This window comes from Trichococcus palustris, from assembly GCF_900114465.1.
Taxonomy (GTDB): Bacteria; Bacillota; Bacilli; order Lactobacillales; family Aerococcaceae; genus Trichococcus; species Trichococcus palustris.
Window position 1 is genome coordinate 59,557 of sequence record NZ_FOTD01000005.1, and the last position, 21,191, is coordinate 80,747.

The window sequence follows — 21,191 nt, forward strand, 5'->3', positions numbered from 1 at the left end:
AAATGATGGAAAAAGAAAGATTGGATTTACTGGCAGTACAACAAGGATTGACCGATTCCCGTGAAAAGGCTAAACGATTGATTATGGCAGGCCAAATATACGATCAAAATAACCAACGCTACGATAAGCCAGGCGAAAAAATCCCCACCGATAAAATTCTGCACATCAAAGGGGAAACGCTGAAGTATGTAAGCCGCGGAGGTTTGAAGTTAGAGAAAGCCATTGCGCTTTTTAATGTGGATCCGAAAGACAAAATCTTTTTGGATATCGGCTCTTCAACCGGCGGCTTTACAGATGTCGCCTTGCAGAACGGGGCAAAACTCTGTTACGCCTTGGATGTAGGCTACAATCAATTGGATTGGAAGCTGCGTCAGGATGAACGTGTCGTCGTTATGGAACGCGTGAACTTCCGTTACAGCAAACTAGAAGATTTCACAGAAGGAAGGCCACAGATGGCTTCCATCGACGTATCCTTCATTTCGCTGAAGCTGATTCTTCCCGTTTTGAAGGAGATCATCGAAGTCGGCGGCGATGTGGTGGCGTTGATCAAGCCGCAATTTGAGGCCGGCAGAGGCAAAATCGGCAAGAAAGGGATTGTTCGCAATCCCGAAGTCCATAACGAGGTGTTGAAAGACATTTTGGAATTCGCTTCTTTAGCTGGTTTCGATGTGCTGAATCTGAGCTTTTCCCCGATAACCGGTGGAACCGGCAACATCGAGTTCTTGGTTCACCTGCAAGCAAACAGCCACACACCCGGCATCATTTCAGCTGAAATAGACGCCCCTCAAGTGGTCAAAGATGCATACATACAATTGAAAAGCAAAGCAGTTTCGGTGTCTGAAAAATAGGCTATTAAAGGATCAAATTCGAAGGAGAATGGCGAATAATGTTGCAGGAATTGTCGATTAAAAATTTTGCTATAATTGAAGATCTTCAAGTGAGCTTTGATGAAGGGATGACCGTGTTGACTGGCGAAACAGGCGCCGGCAAATCCATCATCATCGATGCAGTAGGACTTTTGGCAGGCGGAAGAGGTTCCTACGATATGATTCGTTACGGCGAAAAAAAAACCGTGATCCAGGGGCTTTTCACGATGCCCCAACATACAAATACCGCGGAAATTCTTGAGGAATATGGGATCGAATCGGACGATAATCAGATTTTATTGCAGCGCGAGGTGTCCCGCAACGGGAAAAATGTATCGCGCGTGAATGGGACGATTGTAACCGTGTCGGTGTTGCGCGAAGTAGGCGAAACATTGATCGATATCCATGGACAGAATGAGCATCAGGAACTGATGGATCCGCAAAAACACATCAATCTGCTCGATCAATTCGCAGGACCTGAGTTGAAAAAAATCAAAGACAGTTACCGTGCAGCTTATGAACAATATACGCAGGTGCGGAAACAATTGATCCAACTCAAGTCCGATGAAAAAGAGAATGCGCAGAGGATCGATCTGTTGTCATTTCAAATTAAAGAAATTGAGCAAGCAAAGCTGAAGGATGAACAAGAAGAGAACAAACTGGACGACGAAAGGAATTTGCTGGTCAATTTCCAGAAAGTCACGCAGTCGTTGACGACTGCCTATGATGCTTTGCAGAACAGCGAGGAAAACGGGATTGATAAAATCGGCGTCAGCATGTCGGCGTTGGATAAAGTGAAAGACATCAATCCAACCTATCAGGCAATCGCTGCGAATGTTTCGGCCGCTTACTATCAATTGCAGGAGAGCGCTGCTGAAATTTTGTCGGAGATTGAGCAAATGTCCTATGATGAGGGCCGCTTGAATGAAATCGAGAGCCGCTTGGATACCATCTACCAGTTGAAGCGCAAGTACGGAAACACAATCGGTGAAATCCTGGCGCATTACCAGAAAATAGCTGAGGAATTAGACTTGATCGAAAACCGGGAAAGCTATCTGGAAAAGTTGAATGTCGCATACATCAGCTCGAAAGAAGCAGTCTTTGCAATCGGAAAACAGCTGACCGTCATCAGGAAACGCGCAGCGAAATCGCTCGAAGAACAGATCCATCTGCAATTGAAAGAGCTGTATATGGAAAAAGTGACCTTCCAGACGGTCTTTCACGAGAAAAACGGAAAGGTCGCCATCTTCGAGAACGGGTTGGATGACATCGAATTTTATGTTGCAACCAATGTAGGTGAACCGATCAAGGCATTGTCGAAGGTCGCGAGCGGCGGAGAACTTTCCAGGATGATGCTCGCGATGAAAGCAATCTTCACGAAAACGCAGGGCATCACGAGCATCATTTTTGATGAAGTCGACACCGGCGTTTCGGGCCGCGTCGCCCAGGCCATCGCCAATAAAATCCATCTGGTGGCATCCTACTCGCAAGTGTTGTGCATCACCCATTTACCGCAGGTGGCGGCAATGGCGGATCACCACCTTTACATCGAAAAAGAAATCATCGAAGACAGGACCCGAACGCATGTCCATCCGTTGTTTGACGGAGAACGGATAAACGAAGTGGCAAGGATGTTGGCGGGAACCGATATCACGGAACTGTCGATTGCACATGCGAAGGAATTGTTGGATTTGGCAGATTCCGAGAAAAAGAAGGAAAGCGATGCAAAAATCGTTTAGCCCTGCTTGTCCGGGTTGGTTTTTGGAACGACCAGGGGTGCCGTCGCTATCATATAAAACACCGAGGCCGGGACATTTTCCCGCCTTTATTTTTAGGCAATGCAAGAAAGGATTTCGAAAAACGATGGCCTATACAAAAATAATTGCTCATCGAGGCAGTCGCGGAACGAAACCTGAGAACACCTTGGTTTCTTTCCAGGAAGCTATGGCCGTCCACAGCGACGGTATAGAATTGGATGTCCATTTGTCGAAGGACGGCGAAGTAGTTGTCATCCATGATGAAACCGTCGATTGGACGACCAATGGCAATGGTTATGTGAAGGACCTTACCTTGAAACAGTTGAAGGATTTGGATGCGGGAAGTTGGTTCGACAAAAAATACAGCGACTGCAAGATTCCGACTCTGCAGGAAGTTCTGGCTTTTTTGGAAGAATGCAGGTTCGCGGGTGTGCTCAATATCGAACTGAAGACGGATGTTTTTCAATATCCGGAAATAGAAGGAAAAGTATTGGGTTTGACCGAACCCTACCTTTCCAATTTCACAATCATTTATTCCAGTTTCCATTATGGTACATTAAAGAAAATAAAAGCTTTGCAAAAGGAAGCGGAAATCGCTTTATTATTCAGCGAAACAGGTAAGAATGTTATTGAACTGGGTCAAGGTGTGCCGGTTGGCGGATGGCATCCCAAATTTTCCATTTTAAGGAGTTTGCCCCCTTTCGAAACATCCCGCATCCCTCTGCGCGTATGGACCGTCAATCGCAAGGTCGAGATGCAGGTATGTTTGCGGAGAAATATCGATTCCATGATTACCGATTTTCCTGAGAGGGCTTTGCAGTTGAGGAAGGTGATTCAGGGTGGTTGAGGAAGAAAAAAAAGCGCTGACGAAAGTAGTTGTTATCGTCGGACCGACCGCTGTCGGGAAAACCGCATTGAGCATTCATTTGGCTAAAAAATGCAACGGGGAAATCATCAATGGCGATTCCATGCAAGTGTATGAAGGATTGGATATCGGCACGGCCAAAGTGACGGAAGAGGAAGCGGAAGGCATTCCGCACCATTTGCTCGGCTTTGTGCCGGTTACCGAAGATTATACGGCCGCGGATTTTAAAAGGGACGCCAGAGAAGCCATTGATAGGATTTCGGCGAGCGGGAAGCTTCCTATTATAGTAGGGGGATCCGGATTATATATCGAAGGGCTGTTGTTTGATATGCAGTTCGGCGGTGTTGCGATCGAAGATCCTACCTACCGGCAGCAACTGGAGGACGAGCTGGAAAAAACCAGTGCGGAGCAGATTTGGTCACAATTGAAAGAAAAAGATCCGAAAGCAGCCGAACAGATTCATCCGAATAACAGCAGGAGGGTCATCCGCGCGTTGGAAGTGATCCACTTCGGCGACAAGTTGTTTTCCGAGCAAGAAGACAGAGAAGCCGAAGCCCATTATGACGCTCTGCTGATTGGGTTGAATACGGACCGCAGCATCCTTTATGAGCGAATCAACAGGCGAGTGGACAGCATGCTTGAAAATGGTCTCCTGGAGGAAGCAAGGGCCCTTTATGATCTGGATCTTCCGGAAAAAGCGCAGTCCACCAGAGGAATCGGCTACAAAGAATGGTTTGATTTTTTCAAAGGGAAGGTCTCACTCGAGGAAGCGACAGAAAATCTAAAGCAAAACTCACGCCGCTATGCAAAACGGCAATTGACGTGGTTCAGGAACAGAATGAAAAAGATCCATTGGTTTGACCTTATTCAGGATAAAGATGCTCTGGCGAGGGTCGAAAACCTGGTGGATGATTTTATCGATAACAATTGATAAAAAAGAAAGTTGGAATAAACATGGAAAACGCGAGAGAAAGAGTCATTTTGGTTGGTGTGCAAACAACGCAGTCGGATGAATTCTTTGAATATGAATTGAGTGAACTTGCCCAATTGACGGAAACGGCATTAGGGGAAGTCGTAGGGGTGTTGACTCAAAAAAGAGAACGGACTGACTCGGCTACGATCATCGGCAAGGGGAAAGTGGAAGAACTGGTTAACCTATGCGCCGAATTGGAAGCTGATACGGTCATTTTCCACCATGGATTGACAGCACGGCAAGTACGCAATATCCAAGAAACCGTCGACTGCAAGGTCATTGACCGCGTGCAATTGATATTGGATATTTTTGCCATGCGCGCCAGAAGCAAAGAAGGAAAATTGCAGGTCGCGTTAGCGCAGCTGGATTACTTATTGCCGCGCTTGTCCGGACAAGGGGTCAATTTGTCGAGACTGGGCGGCGGTATTGGAACAAGAGGCCCCGGTGAAACGAAATTGGAAACCGACCGTCGTCATATCCGTAGCCAAATGCAAGAAATCAAGAAAACGCTGGAAGAAACGGAAAAACACCGGGAACGCGCAAGAGAAAAGAGACGTGCAAGCGAAGTGTTCCAGATAGGTTTGATCGGTTATACGAACGCAGGGAAATCGACGATCATCAATCGTTTGACCGATGCAAAAACCTACGAAGAAAATCAACTTTTTGCAACGTTGGATCCTTTGACGCGCAAGTTGACGTTGCCGAATCAGTTCCAGGCGACCATCACCGACACGGTAGGGTTTATCCAGGACTTGCCGACCCAATTGATCCATGCGTTTCATTCCACTTTGGAAGAGAGCAGAAATATGGATGTCTTTCTGCATGTCGTCGACGCTTCGACAAGCTATATCGATCAGCATGAGGCAACCGTATTGAAACTGCTCAAGGACTTGGATATGGACAAAACGCCTATGTTGACGATCTACAACAAAATCGATTTAGCCTCACCTGATTTCCAGCCGCGTTTATACCCGAACATCATGATTTCCGCTATTGATGAGGATGATATCGGCCGCTTGAAGGATTTCCTTTGGGAAGAGATCGCAAAAATGTTGGTCCCTTATACAAGAGATATTTCTGCCAGTGGGGCAGAAGGCAATACATTGAATAAAATGCAACAGGAGACATTCGTTGAATCGATTGAATACATCGAGGAAAGCAATGTGTACCGTTTGAGAGGGTATGCAAAAAGGAATTCGAAATGGTTAGGAGACGTTAGCACGCATGCAAGTGATGAATAAAGAAGAACAATCGTTGGAAAAAATGGTTGGAAAAGTTGATTTGAAAATCCAGCCTGTCTTTAAAACAATCCAAGAAAAGGCTCTGTTCAATCAGGCGAAAGTCTTGGATGCGTTCCGGGATAACCGGGTCAGTGACTATCACTTCAACCCCAGCACCGGCTATGGCTACGATGACGACGGCAGAGATACTTTGGAAAAAGTCTATGCGGACATATTCAAGGCGGAAGCCGCGCTGGTGCGACCGCAGATCATTTCCGGTACACATGCCATCGCAACCGCAATTTTTGGAGTGCTGAGACCGGGAGACGAGCTGATCTATGCAACCGGCCAACCGTATGACACGTTGCTGGATATCGTGGGAGTTACCGGCAACGGCATCGGTTCATTGAAAGAATACAATATCGGATACCAACATGTGGATTTGCTGGAGGACGGCAAAGTGGATATCAGCACGGTGCTGGAAAAAATAAGCCCGCAAACAAAGATGATCGGAATCCAACGGTCACGCGGGTATGCAGCCAGACCATCCTTTACGATCATCGAAATACAGCAGATGATCGAGGCAATCAGACCGCATGCGCCGAACGCTGTTTTCTTTGTCGATAACTGTTACGGCGAATTTGTCGAAACAGTAGAACCGATTGAAGTCGGCGCCGACTTGATTGCCGGCTCTTTGATCAAAAATCCAGGCGGCGGCCTGGTGAAGATGGGCGGCTATCTTGCCGGCCGGGAAGACTTGGTTGAACGCTGCGCGTACCGACTGACGACGCCTGGCATCGGCCGCGAAGCGGGAGCATCGCTATACAGCCTCTTGGAAATGTACCAAGGCCTCTTCTTGGCGCCGCATGTCGTAGGCGAAGCAATCAAGGGTGCCGTCTTTACTGCAGCGATGTTGGAGGAGTGCGGCGTTGCCACGACACCGACGTGGGATAGCTACCGCACGGACTTGATCCAGATGGTGGCGTTGCCTTCCAAGGAGGCCATGATCGCCTTTGCGCAGACCATCCAAAAATATTCGCCGATAAATTCCACCGTAAAACCGATACCCGCCTATATGCCAGGGTACGAAGATGACGTCATCATGGCTGCTGGTACCTTTATCCAAGGGGCTAGCCTTGAATTGACTGCGGATGGCCCGATCCGTGCGCCCTATCTCTTGTACGTGCAGGGCGGCTTGACCTATGAACACGTCAAATTAGCCGTTACGGCTGCGGTAAAGGACACGTTTTTCGCCTAAATGATCCTTCATTGCGGGCGTAGCTCTGTGGCCTTTGTATAGTGGAAACCGACAGACTTTCATTGTTGTTTTAACAATGAGGGTCTGTTTTTTTGATATTCCGGAACCTCATGGTTTTGTGGTGTTGGAGTAATTGGACGGCACGGCCGCGACGAACGAGGAACCTTCCTGCGTTTGCGCAGGGAATCGCTTAAGGGAACGGAAAAAAATCGTCAAGGTGAATAATGACGAGGCCGCGATAGCGTTAAATGCATGTTGGGAGCGCTATTATGATATAATGGTATTATCAAAAAAAACATAGTAAATTTGAAGTGATCTTATAATTTAACAACGGCCAATTGGTCAATGCCTATATTCTTTAAGGAAGTGTGACGATGAAAACGGATGATGTGCTGGTTAAAATGGTGGAATATGCTTTTTTTAACGACGTAGTGTGTATCAATGATTTTCTCGATTATTATCAGCCTGAGAAACGGGAAGTTGGAAGAAAAAGATACGAAACGTACATCGATAATTTTGTTGAGAAACATCTGAGGCCTTTTATTGCCGAAACGGATAACCCATTGAATGGAAAATTTCAGATCAAAAGTTATCGGGGAAACGATGGAAAGGGAACTCCCAGAATGGCGGAGCTTAAAAAAGGGGCGGAGCGGGATCAAGAAAACAAACAAGAGATCGACTTTTCCAATGCCATCCAGAAATATTATTTGGTAGGTGAAAATGTCGAAATCAGATTTATTACCAACCTTTATGACTTCCTGAGTGGACTTCAAAAAAAACAAAAAGACAGGGCGTTAGAACAAATTGCGGAATATGAGAAGACAAGGAACAAAACCAACCTTAGTCCATTCAGAAATACAGCAGAAATGGAATATACAAGAGAAGTGATCTTTGCGCATTTTCAAAAAGAATTGAAAAATTATTACTACAGAGGACAGGACAGCGTCAATTATAAACTCTTACCCAGAATATACAGAGAAAGTATCTTGGGGCATGAAGCCGACATGTTTGACGAATGGATCACCGGTCGACCCGAAGAAATTTCAGATTGCAGGCGACATATCGATGCCTTGCGGGTAATGCATCAACGGGGCTTGGCGACGAGGTTACTGGACATTACCTCAAATCCATTGGCGGGTTTGTATTACGCAGTATCCCAAAATGATGACTATGATGGCGAACTCATCATTTTTGAAGTCGACAGTGAAAATCAAAAAGGGCGTTTCAGTGATGCTGTCGAAATCGTCAGTGCGCTCGCCACGCAAAGCATGAAACAGAAGGATGAACTGTCCAAAGCGGGAGCAACGTATCACAAAAAGAGAAATGCCTTAAAAGATAAGACGGCCGACGAAGGGCCCAAAGCGGAATTCAATGGACAAAAGGTCACTAAAAAACTGATCCATGAGGTAAGGCGGATGGTGGGCGATTTCGAACCGATCATTGATCCTGCTGATTTGTTCAAAAGTTTTGTCATCAAACCCTTCAGAGATGAAGAACGGAAGGTGCGGCAAGGCGATTCCTTTATCCTTTCGGGGTTGGAAGCTGACGGGAAAAATAGCCCTAATCTGAAATATAAAGGCATCGCTGATTCTATCGGAGCTTTCAGGTTGAGTAGTGAGGATGGCTTATTAGCCGAAGGGAAAATAAGCCGCTACGTTGTTCCTTCCATCTACAAAAATGAAATACGAATAAATCTTTCCGTGATGGGGATAAATGAGCAATATCTATTTCCCGAATCGCAGAGTTTCTCGGATTATATGAAGAGGCAATATTTGTGAAAATCAGAATGGATGGAAAGGGGCATCTGCTTCGAGCGAAGAGGCTGGAAACAGGATCAAGCCGGATAATGGTCTTTGGGAATAAGGGGGATGATACGTCATGGAAGAATTAAAAAGGAAAATAGTTGAGCTGAAAGAGAAGGATCCCATCAAAATGAAGGAGCTGGAAGAGAAATTCGAGTTTTTGAGGTTTGATGTCATCCGTACAAAAAAAGAGGCCGAAAATCAGGAAATTGTGCTGGCGGAAGCAAAAGGAAACTGGATAAAGGATAATACAGAAGAAAATCTTGCCAGCATGAATGAAGAGGAGGGAAACCTGGAAATTGCAAAGCTTCACTATCGATATGCGGTGGAGAAGATGGAACTGCTGAAGTCAGTGGTTTTTCTGCTTAGCTGATTGTCGTGGGGCATATATTAATATAATAATATTTCTTTGAAAATGAAAAGATTGGAATTCAACCGGCACTTCACTTTGGGGTGCCTTGTTTTTTTCATCAAAAAATTGTTTGAAACGTAAATTTTATGTAAAAAACCATCCAAAAAGTGTTGACAGATCAGCTCTTATCTCATATACTTATAAATGTTGTGAGTCGCAAATAGGTTGCTCATACATGTCTCAATAGCTCAGCCGGATAGAGCATTCGCCTTCTAAGCGAACGGTCGGGGGTTCGAATCCCTCTTGAGACGTAGTAACATTCTGGCAGTAAAACGATGACCGCCAAAACATTGTCCATACAATGCTGCGGCTATTTTTTTGCCTGGTTTTGAAGTTGTCAAAAATCTTGCAAGCAAAAAAATCTTGATACTGACGGAGAAATATGTTACTATAGTAAAAGTGACAAATGAACTGGGAAAGCTTTGGTTCGTGTTGTCAAAGGGCAGGCAAGTTGAAGTTTCTCAATGGTTTTCCATAATGTCTCAATAGCTCAGCCGGATAGAGCATTCGCCTTCTAAGCGAACGGTCGGGGGTTCGAATCCCTCTTGAGACGTAATAAAAAAAGAGGTTATCATCCTTGCCGAAGGGCAGAGATGATAACCTTTTTTTGCCCTTTCCTGAGGTAAGGGCAGATGAGCTTGTGCTGATGCTTCGGGCTCTCTAGAGCGGAGCGATTGAACCGATTCGTTATTGGGAATTTGGCATCATTCAAAATTGGTATTTTTGGCTTTCCAGTCTTCCAGTTTGATTCCTACCCAGAATCCATAGATTCCAAATGTGATGATGAGGAGAAAAAGCCATTTTACCCAGTTTCCGAATAAACTCAAGGCTGTACCATGAAATTCCAAGCGTCTGCCTTCGATGACAGTATGTTCAATTTTCCATTTGTATTGCATGCACAGCGCCCAGGGGTAGCAAATGCCAAAGGTCAATCCGGTTATGATGGCACCGAGTAAGGAAATGATGATGAGCTGTGTCAAGCCGCCATCAAAATAAGAATTATTTTTTGCATTCATAATTGTTCCCTCTTTTCAAAATGATCGTTTCTCATTTATAAGCCTGATAATGGCAAAAAGAAAAAGGGCCTTGGAGCAGATTGCCCCGCAAGCCCATGTATCAGAAAATGAAATTGTTAGTGAAGTCCCGGTGTATGCGCGTTGAGCAGACTATTTTGCATGCCGGTTGCAGCGTGTCAGTCCAGATATTCGTAGACATCCTTCTGGGTTTCATCGAATACAACTTCGTGGGAGTCGCTGTTCTGGATTTTGCGCAGAGGATAATTTGTTCGATAGATACTTTGATCCGGGAACTGTTCCAGAAAGATGACGAAATTCTTAGGATAGAAGCTCACCATTTTCGTGAAGACATGGTCTTGATCGATAATGACGGTTCTTACTTCCGCTGGGCTTTTTACCCAATACGTGTCCACATTGAAGTATTCGCCTGGATGAACACGGTATTCATACTTGAGTAAGGTAATAGGGTCGTTCAACATAAAGAGACCTCCTCTAATCTATTGTTAACTTATTCACGTAACCATTATAACCCAAAAACAATAAATCTTTAAGTATTTTATCAAAGTCAATAAAATGAAAGTTATGTATCGATGTTAATGCCAATAATAGTTAAACAGGAAATATTAGGGAAAGTATGGTATACTATTGTCAGTAAGTGTGTGTTGTGGTTCCCGGTTCATAAAAGTGAGGCGATTATAGAAATGGTACGAAATATTACTAAAGAAACGAAAACTATGATTGAAAGTGAATTGCGTAAGGGTACGAGTAACTCTCGTATCGCAAATCTGCTTGGAGTATCATACGATCAGGCTTTAGAGGTTGTCGATGCGATCAAGGAATCCATCCGGCCTGAAATTGGCGATCAAATTAAATTCACATTTCGGAAGCAAGAAATGGTCGGCGTAATCAGAAAGCTTTTGACGAACAGCGCAGTTGTTGAAATTTATTGGGATCTATCCTCAAATACGATGAAAGACATCTGCGAGGATAAGACTATTGTAAATTTCAAGGATATTGAGGAATTCGTTAAGGTTGGAGAATAAATAGTTTGGTCTAAAGCAACGGGAACCGTTGCTTTTTTTGTTGATAGGATTTGAGTGCCAGGCATCCATTTGCAAAATCACACGCTGCATTCACCCCGTCATAGGGTAGTCGAGATTTCGTTTTACATAACGCTACACTGTGGGGATACCTTTTGGGATTACATTTGAAATCCCAAACATTTTATGAAAATAAATGACTATTTTTCCATAAATGCTTGACATAAAAAATAAAATTTTATATAGTTTGAACAGCGAATAGTTTGACCATCAAACTATTTGAACACCAAGCAATGTTGTTTGACAGGATAGTTATCGAAAGGAGGAGAAATTTCTTTGGATCATTCCATTGATAAAATAAACTCATTTCTCGTGGCTATTTTTAATGAAGTGTTGGATATTGAAGAGCACGCACTGCGTGTGAGCACTTTTTCTGATTTATCCATAAAGGAGATGCATACTGTCGAAGCAATCGGCATGTATGATCATCATACTACTTCTGAAGTAGCGAAAATATTGAACATAACTGCGGGAACCTTGACGGTGGCTATAAATTCTCTTGTTAAAAAGGGGTATGTCGAACGCATTCGTATGAAAAACGACCGCAGAGTAGTAAATCTAGGACTAACCAAAAAGGGGCGCTTGCTCTACCGACTTCATGATAAGTTCCATAGAGAAATGGTGGAAAATACCATTCATGATATGGACAATCAAGAAGTTGAAGTTTTGCTGAAAGGTCTAAACAATCTTCACGGGTTCCTATTCGGTTTAGTTCAAAATATCAAGGAACAGGGTTGATACAATGGGTTCAAAAATTAGCGCTACCGGACATTATCTTCCGGAACAGGTCATCACAAATGATGATCTCGCTAAAATCATGGATACAAGCGATGAATGGATCAGCAAGAGGACAGGTATTCGCCAAAGACATATTTCGAAGGATGAAAACACTTCGGATTTGGCCAGCAAAGCCGCTCTTAACATCCTGCAGAATAGAAATATTACTGCGGATCAAATCGATTTCATCATCGTGGCAACAATGACAGCGGATGCTGCAAGTCCATCGACTGCCTGCCTGGTTCAAGAGAAAATTGGCGCTTCAAAGGCCTTTTGTTTTGACATCAATGCAGCCTGTTCGGGATTTGTGTATTCCTTATCCACCGGGATCCATCTGATGCAAAGTAATTTGTATCAATATGGCTTGATCATTGGTGCAGAAACAATGTCAAAAGCAGTCAATTGGGAAGACCGATCGACGGCTGTCCTGTTTGGGGACGGTGCAGGTGGCGTATTGTTGGAAAGAACGGAAGACGACTGTTTTGTTGCAGAAGACATCCATTCCGATGGCGGACGCCACGGAGCCTTGGTGTCGGATACAAGAAAGCTGACAAGTCCGTTTGGCGGAACCGTGGAAGAGGAGCAATCCTACCTTACGATGGATGGCAGAGCAATTTTTGATTTTGCAATCCGCAGTGTGCCGGATATGATCCGGGATGTAATGCTGAAAGGCAATCTTGTCGAAGGCGATTTGAAGAAAATCATAGCTCATCAAGCCAATATCCGCTTATTGGAAGCAATCAGCAAAAAGGTGAAATTGCCTTTCTCTTTGTTTGCCAGCAACATTGCGGATACGGGTAACACTTCTGCGGCCAGTATACCTATTTTGTTTGATCAGCTCGTTCAATCGAAAGAAATTCAACTCGGCACGAAAGACAAAGTGCTGATGACAGGATTTGGTGGCGGCCTTACTTGGGGCGCCATAGTAATATCATTAAACTAAAAAAAACATTATTTGGAGGAATTTATTATGACATTCGAAAAAATTCAAGCTATTATCGTGGACCAATTAGACAAAGAAGTAGAAGAAGTACAATTAACAACTAACTTCAGAGAAGACTTAGATGCTGACAGCTTAGACTTATTCCAAATCATCAACGACATCGAAGACGAATTCGACATCAAAATCGAATCAGACGAAGGCATCAACACTGTTGAAGACTTAGTTAAATACGTTGACGCTCAATTAGCATAATAAGCAGTCATTAGGAAAGTAGGACTTGTATGAAGTCGGAATTATGTGAATTATTAGGTATCCAATATCCCATCATTCAAGGAGCGATGGCGTGGGTTGCGGATGCTGATTTAGCAAGTGCCGTTTCTAATGCCGGTGGCTTAGGTCTAATAGGGACTGGACATGACCCTGTGGATGTTGTGAACGATAAAATTTCTAAAATGAAATCATTGACCGACAAACCGTTCGGCGTCAACATCATGCTTTTGAATCCACATGTCGATGCTGTTGTTGAAGCAGTGATTGCTTCCGGCATAAAAGTTGTTACAACCGGCGCGGGCAGTCCAGCAAGATACATGAACCAATTCAAAGCAGCTGGGATTATCGTTATCCCGGTTGTCGCTTCTGTCGCTTTGGCGAGAAGAATGGAAAAAGATGGCGCACATGCGGTTGTCGTTGAAGGGATGGAATCCGGTGGACACATCGGTAAAACAACTACAATGGCTTTAGTACCTCAGGTTGTCGACGCTGTTTCCGTTCCGGTTATCGCTGCCGGCGGTATTGGTGATGGACGTGGAATGGCCGCTGCATTTATGTTGGGCGCATCTGCTGTCCAGGTTGGGACTCGTTTCGTTGTTTCCAAGGAATCAAATGCGCATCAAAATTTCAAGAACGCCATTTTGAAAGCGAAGGATATCGATACAGTTGTTACCGGTCAAATTACGGGACATCCTGTTCGTGTGCTGCGCAACAAATTGACTAGAGAATATTTGCAAGTTGAAAAAGAAGAAACAAGCAAAGAAAACCCGGACTTGGCGAAGCTTGAAAAAATGGGCAAAGGGGCTTTGCGAAAAGCGACGGTTGAAGGCGACAAAGACTACGGTTCGATGATGGCTGGACAGATTGCCGGTCTGATTTCGAAAGAACAAACGTGTCATGAAATTATTCAAGATTATATGAATGAATGCAAAGAAGTTATTCTATCACAAGCAAAAATGTGGTCGGAATAACGGATATATAGAGGTGGAAAAATGGCAATAGCTTTTGTCTATAGCGGTCAGGGTGCGCAATATTTTGGAATGGGTCAAGAACTCTATAACGAATATGCAGTTGTCCGTAATGTTTTCGATGAAGCTTCCGCTGTTCTTGGATACGATGTAGCAAATCTTTGTTTCCAAGAAAATGAACAGCTTCATTTAACTGAATATACGCAACCAGCAATCTTAACGGTTAGCTACGCCCTTGATCAATTACTAGCTGAAAAGGGAATTCAGCCAGATTTTGTTGCAGGATTAAGCCTCGGAGAATATACAGCACTGGTGAAAGCCAATGCTTTTTCTTTTAATGAGGCTATTTCGCTAGTTGCAAAACGTGGGAAATACATGAGTGAAGCCGTCCCTGCAGGTCGCGGGAAAATGGCTGCCGTCATGAATGCTGAACGTTCTGTCATCGAAGAGGCGTGCCGTGAAGCGAGTAAAACGGCATATGTGGCTCCAGCCAACTACAATATGCCGACACAGATCGTCATCGGCGGTGAAATCGAAGGCGTCGACAAAGCGATCGAACTGCTGGAAGCAAAAGGTGTAAGAAGGATTATTCCGTTGAACGTCAGCGGTCCTTTCCATACTGCTTTGTTGCATCCGGCTGCAGAAAAGCTGGCAGTAGCTTTATCCGAATTAACCGTAAACGAACCAACTATTCCGGTTATCGGCAATACAGAAGCTACCGTTGTTACGAAAGATGCCATCAAGGGTCTCTTGGTGAGGCAAGTAGAATCTCCTGTATTATGGGAAGACAGCGTACTTAAGATGATCGATTTAGGTGTGGATACATTCGTGGAAGTGGGTCCAGGAACGACTTTGAGTAAATTCATCAAGAAGATAAACAAAGACGTGTCCATCTACAATGTGGAAGATCTGAAATCTTTCAACAAAACCATCGAAGCGTTACAAAAATAAAACGATTATATAAGAAATGAGGGGTACCCTTGGATTTAAAAGGTAAAACGGTTATCGTCACTGGAAGTTCCAGAGGGATTGGGGAAGCCATCGCTGAAGCATATGCGAAACGCGGAGCCAATATCGTATTAAATGCTCGTAAACCAATCGCTGAAGAAAAAGTAGCTCATTTAGAATCTTTTGGCGTCATTGTCAAAACTATTTTAGGGGACGTCAGTGAATTTGAAACTGCAAAAGAAATAGTTAGCCAAACCAAGGAACTATTCGGTTCTGTCGACGTTTTAGTTAATAATGCGGGAATTACACGTGATAAACTAATCATGCGCATGGATGAAGAAGATTTCGATGCAACCTATCAAGTGAACTTGAAGGGGACATTCAATATGATTCGCCATGCTTTGCCGATTATGTTGAAGCAAAGAAGCGGCAGCATCATCAACCTCTCAAGCATTGCCGGTGAAACAGGCAATATTGGACAAGCAAACTATGCTGCCAGCAAAGCCGGAATCATCGGATTGACAAAATCAGTGGCACGTGAAGCTGCCACAAGAGGCATCACTTGTAATGCCATTGCACCCGGTTTCATCGAAACGGAAATGACAGATGTGCTTTCTGAAAAGATTCAAGAACAAATGTTAACGCAAATTCCATTGAAACGATTTGGGAAGGCCGAAGAAGTAGCTAACACAGCTGTCTTCTTAAGTGAGAATACTTACATAACGGGCCAAACAATCAGTGTCAATGGCGGCATGTATATGTAGGACTGGAGGATAATTATGAATCGCGTTGTTATTACAGGGATGGGTGCCATTACACCTTTAGGAAATACAGTAGCTGAATTTTGGGACGGCATCAAGAATGGTAAAAACGGAATTTCTGAAATTACCAAATTTGATGCAACCGAAACAGGCATAACCGTTGCAGGTGAAGTCAAAGACTTTGATGCTACAAAATATATGGACCGCAAAGAATTTAAACGCATGGATTTATTCTCGCAATATGCGGTTGCTGCTTCTGCTCAAGCAGTTGAACAAAGCGGCATTGATTTAGAAAAAATTGATGCTGATCGCTTCGGTGTTATCATCGGATCAGGAGTCGGCGGTTTCATCACAATGGAATCCGGTATCATCAAAATGCATGAAAAAGGACCGAAAAGAGTGCCGCCATTATTCGTACCGATGGCAATCGGTAATATGGCAGCGGGTAACACAGCCATTAAATTCGGTGCTAAAGGCCCAAGCATGGACATCGTTACAGCTTGCGCTTCTGCAACAAACTCAATCGGTGAAGCTTACCGCAACATCAAGCATGGCTATTCAGACCTTATGCTGGCTGGTGGGGCAGAAGCGACCGTTTGTGAAATCGGCATCGCCGGCTTCGCATCATTGACAGCTCTATCTACAAGTACCGATCCAGACCGCGCTTCCATTCCATTCGACAAAGAAAGAGATGGATTTGTTATGGGTGAAGGTGCCGGTATTGTGATGCTGGAAAGTCTGGAGCACGCGGAAAAACGTGGAGCAACCATATTGGCGGAAGTTGTCGGATACGGCGTTACATGCGATGCGTACCATATGACGGCACCATCCGCAGACGGAAGCGGCGCAGGCAAAGCCATGCTGCAAGCTATGAAAGAAGCGGGCATCACACCAGCGCAAGTTGATTACATCAACGCTCACGGAACAAGTACACCGGCGAATGATGCTGGTGAAACAGCAGCCATCAAGTACGCTTTTGGTGAAGAAGCATATAACGTGGCTATTTCAAGCACAAAGAGCATGACAGGACATCTGTTGGGGGCTGCCGGTGGGATTGAAGCCGTAGCATGCGTGAAGGCAATCCAAGACGACTTCTTGCCGCCTACAATCGGTTTCCAAGTTCCGGATGAAGGATGCGATTTGGACTATATACCAAACCAAGGCCGCGAAAAAGAAGTGAACTACACATTGAGCAATTCATTAGGATTTGGTGGACATAACGCTGTGTTATGCTTCAAAAAATGGGAGGCTTAATACGTGAATATAGAAGATGTAAAAAGCCTCATTGCATTGATCGATGAATCAACATTAACCGAGTTGCACTATGAAACAGCCGATTTCCACTTGTTGTTGTCAAAAAATAAGGCCGTTCAAAAGAATAGTCAGTCAACTGCAAATGCAGTTGCTTTTGATAATGAGGTTAAGCCTGTTTCCGAAGTGATGAAAGAATCGTCGGTTGAGAAAAAAGAAGCAGCCGCAGATACTGTAGTCGCGCAGAAAGAAGGACATATCGTCACTTCACCGATTGTCGGTGTCGTTTATCTGGCTGCAACGCCGGAATCAAAACCTTATGTTACAATAGGACAAAGCGTTTCCAGAGGCGACGTTGTCTGTCTGGTTGAAGCGATGAAATTGATGAATGAAATCAAGAGTGAATTCAGCGGGGAAATCGTTGAGATTTTGGTCGAAAACGAACAAATCGTTGAATATAATCAACCACTATTTCGTATTATCTAAAAGAGGAGACTGTTAAAATGAGTTTATTAAGCGCACAACAAGTTATGGATATCATCCCAAATCGCTACCCGATTTTCTTTATCGACAAAGTAGAGGAATTGACTCCCGGCGAACATATTGTATGTTATAAAAACGTTACGATCAATGAACCGTTCTTCCAAGGACATTTCCCTGGCGAACCAGTAATGCCTGGTGTTTTAATCGTTGAAGCATTGGCGCAAGCCGGTTCAATCCCATTATTGACATTGCCTGATTTCGAAGGCCAAACAGCCTATTTGGGTGGCTTGAACAAAGTGAAATTCCGTCAAAAAGTTGTTCCTGGCGATGTTTTACGTCTACAAGTCGACATCATCAAATTAAAGAAATTTGCCGGTATCGGTTATGGTCAAGCTTTTGTTGGGGACAAAAAAGTTTGTGAAGTTGAAATGACATTCATCATAGGTAGATAATATGTTTACTAAGGTATTAATCGCAAACAGAGGGGAAATAGCTGTCAGAATCATTCGTGCTTGTCATGAATTAGGCATCCAAACCGTGGCTGTCTATTCAGAAGCCGATCGTGAAGCCTTACATACCCAATTAGCGACAGAAGCTATTTGTATTGGGCCTGCTAAAGCGAGCGATTCCTATTTAAATATGACAAGTATTTTAAGCGCGGCAGTTGTTACCGGAGCACAGGCCATCCATCCTGGCTTCGGGTTTCTCTCGGAAAATAGCGCTTTTGCTACAATGTGTGAAGAAATGAATATCCGTTTTATCGGACCTTCGGCTGACATCATCGATTTAATGGGCAACAAAGCGAATGCCCGCAGAACGATGATAGCAGCGGGTGTGCCGGTTACACCAGGTAGTGAAGGCTATATCGCTTCTTTTGAAGAAGCGGTGGTGGAAGCGGAAAAAATCGGCTATCCGGTCATCCTGAAAGCTGCTGCCGGTGGTGGCGGAAAAGGGATGCGGAAAGTATACCAAGAGAATGGTCTGGAAGCAGCCTTCAGCCAAGCCAAGGCGGAAGCCAAGGCTGCGTTCGGCGATGATCACATGTACTTGGAAAAAATCATAACGCCAGCCCGCCATATCGAAGTGCAAATTTTGGGCGACTCATTCGGCAATGTCATCCATTTGGGTGAACGGGATTGCTCCTTGCAAAGAAATCATCAAAAAGTACTGGAAGAAAGTCCGTCAACCTTCATTTCTGAAGAAACCCGCAAAAAAATGGGTGAGGTCGCAATCCGGGCAGCCAAACATGTCGGCTATACGAACGCTGGGACAATCGAGTTCCTCGTGGATACGAAGCAAAATTTCTATTTTATGGAAATGAATACCCGCATCCAGGTAGAGCATCCCGTAACAGAGATGGCGACCGGAATCGATATCGTCAAAGAGCAACTGCGGGTTGCCAGCGGCGAGCCACTATCCGTCACGCAAGCGGATGTGGTGATAACGGGCCATACAATCGAATGCCGTATCAATGCAGAAAATCCTGCATTGGGTTTTCGACCTTCTTCAGGGAAAATCGAGTACTTGTTCTTGCCGAGCGGCGGGAATGGCTTGCGTGTCGAAAGCGCCATGTATGGCGGATACGTCATTCCTCCATTTTATGATTCAATGATAGCGAAGATCATCACGAAAGGTGCTGATCGCACGGAAGCCATTGCAAAAATGAAACGTGCTCTGCAGGAATTGGTCATTGAAGGCGTGGACACAAATCAGTTTTTCCAGGAAGACATTTTACAAGATCCAAATTTCATTAATGGAAACTATGATACAGAGTACCTGCAAAATGTATTTCTGAAAACATGGATTCCCGAAGATGAAGGGAACCAATAATGTTGTTGGTTCAGAAGTCACACAAGAGGTGAGGAAATGAAATTATTTCGTAAACGTCCTTACATTCCAATAACTCCCGTTCCCTCTTCGGAAACAGACAATCAGAAACCGATCGTTCCTGAAGGCTTATGGGAAAAGTGCCCGAATTGTCAAAAGACGATCTACAGCAAAGACTTAGGCGCGGAAAAAGTGTGCCCGCACTGTGGTTATAATTTCCGCATTTCGGCTTACGAACGCTTGGGCATGATTGTAGATGAAGGCACTTTTAATGAATGGAACGAAGTGATGCCTGCAGAAAATCCATTAGATTTTCCGGGCTATGATGATAAACTGAAGAACGCTAAAGAGAAAACGGGGCTTGACGAAGCGGTCGTAACCGGAGTGGCGTTTATTAATAAGCAAAAAGTTGCTTTGTGTGTGATGGATTCCAATTTTATCATGGCAAGTATGGGGAAAGTCGTCGGCGAAAAGTTGACACGTACATTTGAACGTGCCACTGCAGAAAGGCTACCTGTAATCGTCTTTACAGCTTCCGGCGGCGCCAGGATGCAAGAAGGGATCATGTCCTTGATGCAGATGGCGAAAGTCAGTGTTGCTGTTTCAAATCACAGCAAAGCGGGACTATTGTATATTGCGGTACTGACGGATCCGACAACTGGCGGGGTTACGGCAAGTTTTGCCATGCAAGGGGATGTCATCCTTGCCGAAACCGGCGCCACGGTGGGTTTTGCCGGTAAACGGGTCATCGAACAAACGATTAAAGCAAAATTGCCGGAAGGATTCCAAACAGCTGAAAAAGTATTGGAAAACGGCTTTATTGATAAAATCGTCGCCAGAAAAGATTTGAAGAAGACATTGCAACATATTTTAGGTTTACATATTCCAAACGCAGAGGCGGGTGATATGCAGTGAAAGATGTGAAAGAGATAATCAAAGCTGCAAGAAGCATTTCCCGTTTGACGGCAATGGAAATGATAGAAACCATCTGCGATGATTTCGTCGAATTCCACGGTGATAGACGCTTCGGCGACGACCCGGCAATTGTAGGCGGTATTGCATCTTTGGATGGGATGCCGATTACTGTTATTGGAACGCAAAAAGGTCATGACGTAAGTGAAAATATTTATCGTAATTTTGGTTCGCCACATCCGGAAGGTTATCGCAAAGCGATCCGGCTCATGAAGCAAGCAGAAAAATTTGATCGTCCTATTGTGACGTTCATCAATACCTCTGGAGCCTTCTGTGATGTCGATTCCGAGGACAGAGGTATCGGCGAAGCCATCGCTGAATCACTATTGGTGATGAGCCAGTTGACGGTCCCATTCATCTCTATTTTCATCGGTGAAGGCGGCAGCGGCGGGGCCTTGGCTTTGGCTATGGGCAACGAAGTCTGGATGCTCGAAAAAACCATGTATTCGGTCTTATCGCCGGAAGGCTTTGCTTCCATCCTTTGGAAAGATGCTTCCCGTTCGGATGAGGCAGCTTCTGTCATGAAGTTGACCCCGAATGATTTATTCAAATTGGACATCATTGATAAAATCATCATGGAAAGCAGACGGAAAATCGACAGAAAAACGGAAGACGTCATGGATGAATTAAAAAAAGAACTGACGGTTAAATTGAAAGAATTGAAACAATTGACTCCGGAAGAACTGGTCGAACAGCGTCAAAAAAGATTCCGAAAATATTAA

General features: G+C 44.4%; 23 protein-coding genes and 2 tRNA genes. 23 read left to right on the forward strand and 2 right to left on the reverse strand.

What is annotated here, in order from left to right:
• The first annotated feature begins 5 nt into the window (after positions 1-5).
• The 10 genes from BM101_RS04825 (at position 6) to BM101_RS04870 (ending at position 9,706) form a co-directional block, all read left to right on the forward strand.
• Positions 6-848 carry a TlyA family RNA methyltransferase gene (locus BM101_RS04825; RefSeq protein ID WP_087031949.1) on the forward strand — a complete coding sequence of 281 codons (843 nt, stop codon included), beginning with the start codon at positions 6-8 and terminating at the stop codon, positions 846-848.
• Positions 849-886: 38 nt separating this feature from the next.
• Positions 887-2,605 (forward strand): DNA repair protein RecN, encoded by a 1,719-nt coding sequence (gene recN, locus BM101_RS04830; protein WP_087031945.1) that lies wholly within the window; start codon positions 887-889, stop codon positions 2,603-2,605.
• A 124-nt stretch (positions 2,606-2,729) separates the two neighbouring features.
• Positions 2,730-3,470: a glycerophosphodiester phosphodiesterase gene (locus BM101_RS04835; RefSeq protein ID WP_087031942.1), complete on the forward strand. Its 741-nt coding sequence runs from the start codon at positions 2,730-2,732 to the stop codon at positions 3,468-3,470.
• Positions 3,463-4,419, forward strand: a complete 957-nt coding sequence (gene miaA / locus BM101_RS04840) for a tRNA (adenosine(37)-N6)-dimethylallyltransferase MiaA (protein WP_245825632.1) — start codon at positions 3,463-3,465, stop codon at positions 4,417-4,419. Before BM101_RS04835 ends, miaA begins: the two co-directional genes overlap by 8 nt.
• Before the next feature lie 23 nt (positions 4,420-4,442).
• Entirely contained in the window at positions 4,443-5,702 is a 1,260-nt protein-coding gene (hflX, locus tag BM101_RS04845; RefSeq protein ID WP_177194385.1) for a GTPase HflX, read from the forward strand.
• The gene (locus BM101_RS04850; RefSeq protein WP_087031939.1) at positions 5,686-6,939 is read left to right on the forward strand and encodes a methionine gamma-lyase family protein; all 1,254 of its coding nucleotides are present in this window, start codon (positions 5,686-5,688) and stop codon (positions 6,937-6,939) included. Before hflX ends, BM101_RS04850 begins: the two co-directional genes overlap by 17 nt.
• Positions 6,940-7,313: 374 nt before the next feature.
• Positions 7,314-8,717 (forward strand): FRG domain-containing protein, encoded by a 1,404-nt coding sequence (locus tag BM101_RS04855; RefSeq protein ID WP_087031938.1) that lies wholly within the window; start codon positions 7,314-7,316, stop codon positions 8,715-8,717.
• Positions 8,718-8,817: 100 nt separating this feature from the next.
• On the forward strand, positions 8,818-9,114 hold the full coding sequence (locus BM101_RS04860) for a hypothetical protein (RefSeq protein WP_087031935.1): 297 nt from the start codon (positions 8,818-8,820) through the stop codon (positions 9,112-9,114).
• A 216-nt stretch (positions 9,115-9,330) separates the two neighbouring features.
• Positions 9,331-9,404 (forward strand) — tRNA-Arg (locus tag BM101_RS04865).
• 228 nt (positions 9,405-9,632) lie between these two features.
• Positions 9,633-9,706 (forward strand) — tRNA-Arg (locus tag BM101_RS04870).
• A gap of 151 nt (positions 9,707-9,857) precedes the next feature.
• Here the strand turns inward: BM101_RS04870 and BM101_RS04875 are convergent.
• Positions 9,858-10,169 (reverse strand): YjgN family protein, encoded by a 312-nt coding sequence (locus BM101_RS04875; RefSeq protein ID WP_087031932.1) that lies wholly within the window; start codon positions 10,167-10,169, stop codon positions 9,858-9,860.
• 176 nt (positions 10,170-10,345) lie between these two features.
• A complete protein-coding gene (locus BM101_RS04880; RefSeq protein ID WP_087031929.1) occupies positions 10,346-10,648 on the reverse strand; it encodes a hypothetical protein in 303 nt (100 codons plus the stop codon).
• A gap of 255 nt (positions 10,649-10,903) precedes the next feature.
• Here BM101_RS04880 and BM101_RS04885 point away from each other — a divergent pair, with 255 nt between their 5' ends.
• From BM101_RS04885 to accA, 13 genes are all read left to right on the forward strand, one after another.
• Positions 10,904-11,212, forward strand: a complete 309-nt coding sequence (locus BM101_RS04885; protein ID WP_342746164.1) for a DUF2187 domain-containing protein — start codon at positions 10,904-10,906, stop codon at positions 11,210-11,212.
• Positions 11,213-11,545: 333 nt separating this feature from the next.
• Positions 11,546-12,007 (forward strand): fatty acid biosynthesis transcriptional regulator FabT, encoded by a 462-nt coding sequence (gene fabT, locus BM101_RS04890; protein WP_087031926.1) that lies wholly within the window; start codon positions 11,546-11,548, stop codon positions 12,005-12,007.
• Positions 12,008-12,011: 4 nt separating this feature from the next.
• Positions 12,012-12,989 (forward strand): beta-ketoacyl-ACP synthase III, encoded by a 978-nt coding sequence (locus BM101_RS04895; RefSeq protein WP_087031923.1) that lies wholly within the window; start codon positions 12,012-12,014, stop codon positions 12,987-12,989.
• Positions 12,990-13,016: 27 nt separating this feature from the next.
• On the forward strand, positions 13,017-13,241 hold the full coding sequence (locus BM101_RS04900) for an acyl carrier protein (protein ID WP_087031920.1): 225 nt from the start codon (positions 13,017-13,019) through the stop codon (positions 13,239-13,241).
• A 29-nt stretch (positions 13,242-13,270) separates the two neighbouring features.
• Positions 13,271-14,230, forward strand: coding sequence for an enoyl-[acyl-carrier-protein] reductase FabK (fabK, locus tag BM101_RS04905; protein WP_087031917.1), 960 nt, complete (start codon positions 13,271-13,273; stop codon positions 14,228-14,230).
• A 21-nt stretch (positions 14,231-14,251) separates the two neighbouring features.
• Positions 14,252-15,178, forward strand: coding sequence for an ACP S-malonyltransferase (gene fabD / locus BM101_RS04910; RefSeq protein WP_087031914.1), 927 nt, complete (start codon positions 14,252-14,254; stop codon positions 15,176-15,178).
• 29 nt (positions 15,179-15,207) lie between these two features.
• On the forward strand, positions 15,208-15,939 hold the full coding sequence (gene fabG, locus BM101_RS04915) for a 3-oxoacyl-[acyl-carrier-protein] reductase (RefSeq protein ID WP_087031911.1): 732 nt from the start codon (positions 15,208-15,210) through the stop codon (positions 15,937-15,939).
• 15 nt (positions 15,940-15,954) lie between these two features.
• Entirely contained in the window at positions 15,955-17,190 is a 1,236-nt protein-coding gene (gene fabF / locus BM101_RS04920) for a beta-ketoacyl-ACP synthase II (protein ID WP_177194387.1), read from the forward strand.
• A 3-nt stretch (positions 17,191-17,193) separates the two neighbouring features.
• Entirely contained in the window at positions 17,194-17,673 is a 480-nt protein-coding gene (gene accB / locus BM101_RS04925) for an acetyl-CoA carboxylase biotin carboxyl carrier protein (RefSeq protein WP_087031907.1), read from the forward strand.
• Positions 17,674-17,690: 17 nt separating this feature from the next.
• Positions 17,691-18,122 carry a 3-hydroxyacyl-ACP dehydratase FabZ gene (gene fabZ, locus BM101_RS04930; RefSeq protein ID WP_087031904.1) on the forward strand — a complete coding sequence of 144 codons (432 nt, stop codon included), beginning with the start codon at positions 17,691-17,693 and terminating at the stop codon, positions 18,120-18,122.
• Position 18,123: 1 nt separating this feature from the next.
• Entirely contained in the window at positions 18,124-19,500 is a 1,377-nt protein-coding gene (locus BM101_RS04935; RefSeq protein WP_087031902.1) for an acetyl-CoA carboxylase biotin carboxylase subunit, read from the forward strand.
• Between the two features lie 36 nt (positions 19,501-19,536).
• Positions 19,537-20,412, forward strand: a complete 876-nt coding sequence (gene accD, locus BM101_RS04940; RefSeq protein WP_087031900.1) for an acetyl-CoA carboxylase, carboxyltransferase subunit beta — start codon at positions 19,537-19,539, stop codon at positions 20,410-20,412.
• Between the two features lie 53 nt (positions 20,413-20,465).
• Positions 20,466-21,191 (forward strand): acetyl-CoA carboxylase carboxyl transferase subunit alpha, encoded by a 726-nt coding sequence (gene accA, locus BM101_RS04945; RefSeq protein WP_245825659.1) that lies wholly within the window; start codon positions 20,466-20,468, stop codon positions 21,189-21,191.

Bases quoted from the DNA above. Each gene is read 5' to 3' on its own strand.
- BM101_RS04860 (WP_087031935.1), top strand. From the start codon at position 8,818: ATGGAAGAATTAAAAAGGAAAATAGTTGAGCTGAAAGAGAAGGATCCC.
- BM101_RS04880 (WP_087031929.1), bottom strand. From the start codon at position 10,648: ATGTTGAACGACCCTATTACCTTACTCAAGTATGAATACCGTGTTCAT.
- BM101_RS04835 (WP_087031942.1), top strand. From the start codon at position 2,730: ATGGCCTATACAAAAATAATTGCTCATCGAGGCAGTCGCGGAACGAAA.
- BM101_RS04850 (WP_087031939.1), top strand. From the start codon at position 5,686: ATGCAAGTGATGAATAAAGAAGAACAATCGTTGGAAAAAATGGTTGGA.
- BM101_RS04895 (WP_087031923.1), top strand. From the start codon at position 12,012: ATGGGTTCAAAAATTAGCGCTACCGGACATTATCTTCCGGAACAGGTC.
- BM101_RS04875 (WP_087031932.1), bottom strand. From the start codon at position 10,169: ATGAATGCAAAAAATAATTCTTATTTTGATGGCGGCTTGACACAGCTC.
- accA (WP_245825659.1), top strand. From the start codon at position 20,466: ATGGAAATGATAGAAACCATCTGCGATGATTTCGTCGAATTCCACGGT.
- hflX (WP_177194385.1), top strand. From the start codon at position 4,443: ATGGAAAACGCGAGAGAAAGAGTCATTTTGGTTGGTGTGCAAACAACG.
- recN (WP_087031945.1), top strand. From the start codon at position 887: ATGTTGCAGGAATTGTCGATTAAAAATTTTGCTATAATTGAAGATCTT.
- fabD (WP_087031914.1), top strand. From the start codon at position 14,252: ATGGCAATAGCTTTTGTCTATAGCGGTCAGGGTGCGCAATATTTTGGA.
- BM101_RS04855 (WP_087031938.1), top strand. From the start codon at position 7,314: ATGAAAACGGATGATGTGCTGGTTAAAATGGTGGAATATGCTTTTTTT.
- fabF (WP_177194387.1), top strand. From the start codon at position 15,955: ATGAATCGCGTTGTTATTACAGGGATGGGTGCCATTACACCTTTAGGA.
- fabZ (WP_087031904.1), top strand. From the start codon at position 17,691: ATGAGTTTATTAAGCGCACAACAAGTTATGGATATCATCCCAAATCGC.
- fabK (WP_087031917.1), top strand. From the start codon at position 13,271: ATGAAGTCGGAATTATGTGAATTATTAGGTATCCAATATCCCATCATT.
- BM101_RS04900 (WP_087031920.1), top strand. From the start codon at position 13,017: ATGACATTCGAAAAAATTCAAGCTATTATCGTGGACCAATTAGACAAA.
- BM101_RS04825 (WP_087031949.1), top strand. From the start codon at position 6: ATGGAAAAAGAAAGATTGGATTTACTGGCAGTACAACAAGGATTGACC.
- BM101_RS04935 (WP_087031902.1), top strand. From the start codon at position 18,124: ATGTTTACTAAGGTATTAATCGCAAACAGAGGGGAAATAGCTGTCAGA.
- accD (WP_087031900.1), top strand. From the start codon at position 19,537: ATGAAATTATTTCGTAAACGTCCTTACATTCCAATAACTCCCGTTCCC.
- BM101_RS04885 (WP_342746164.1), top strand. From the start codon at position 10,904: ATGATTGAAAGTGAATTGCGTAAGGGTACGAGTAACTCTCGTATCGCA.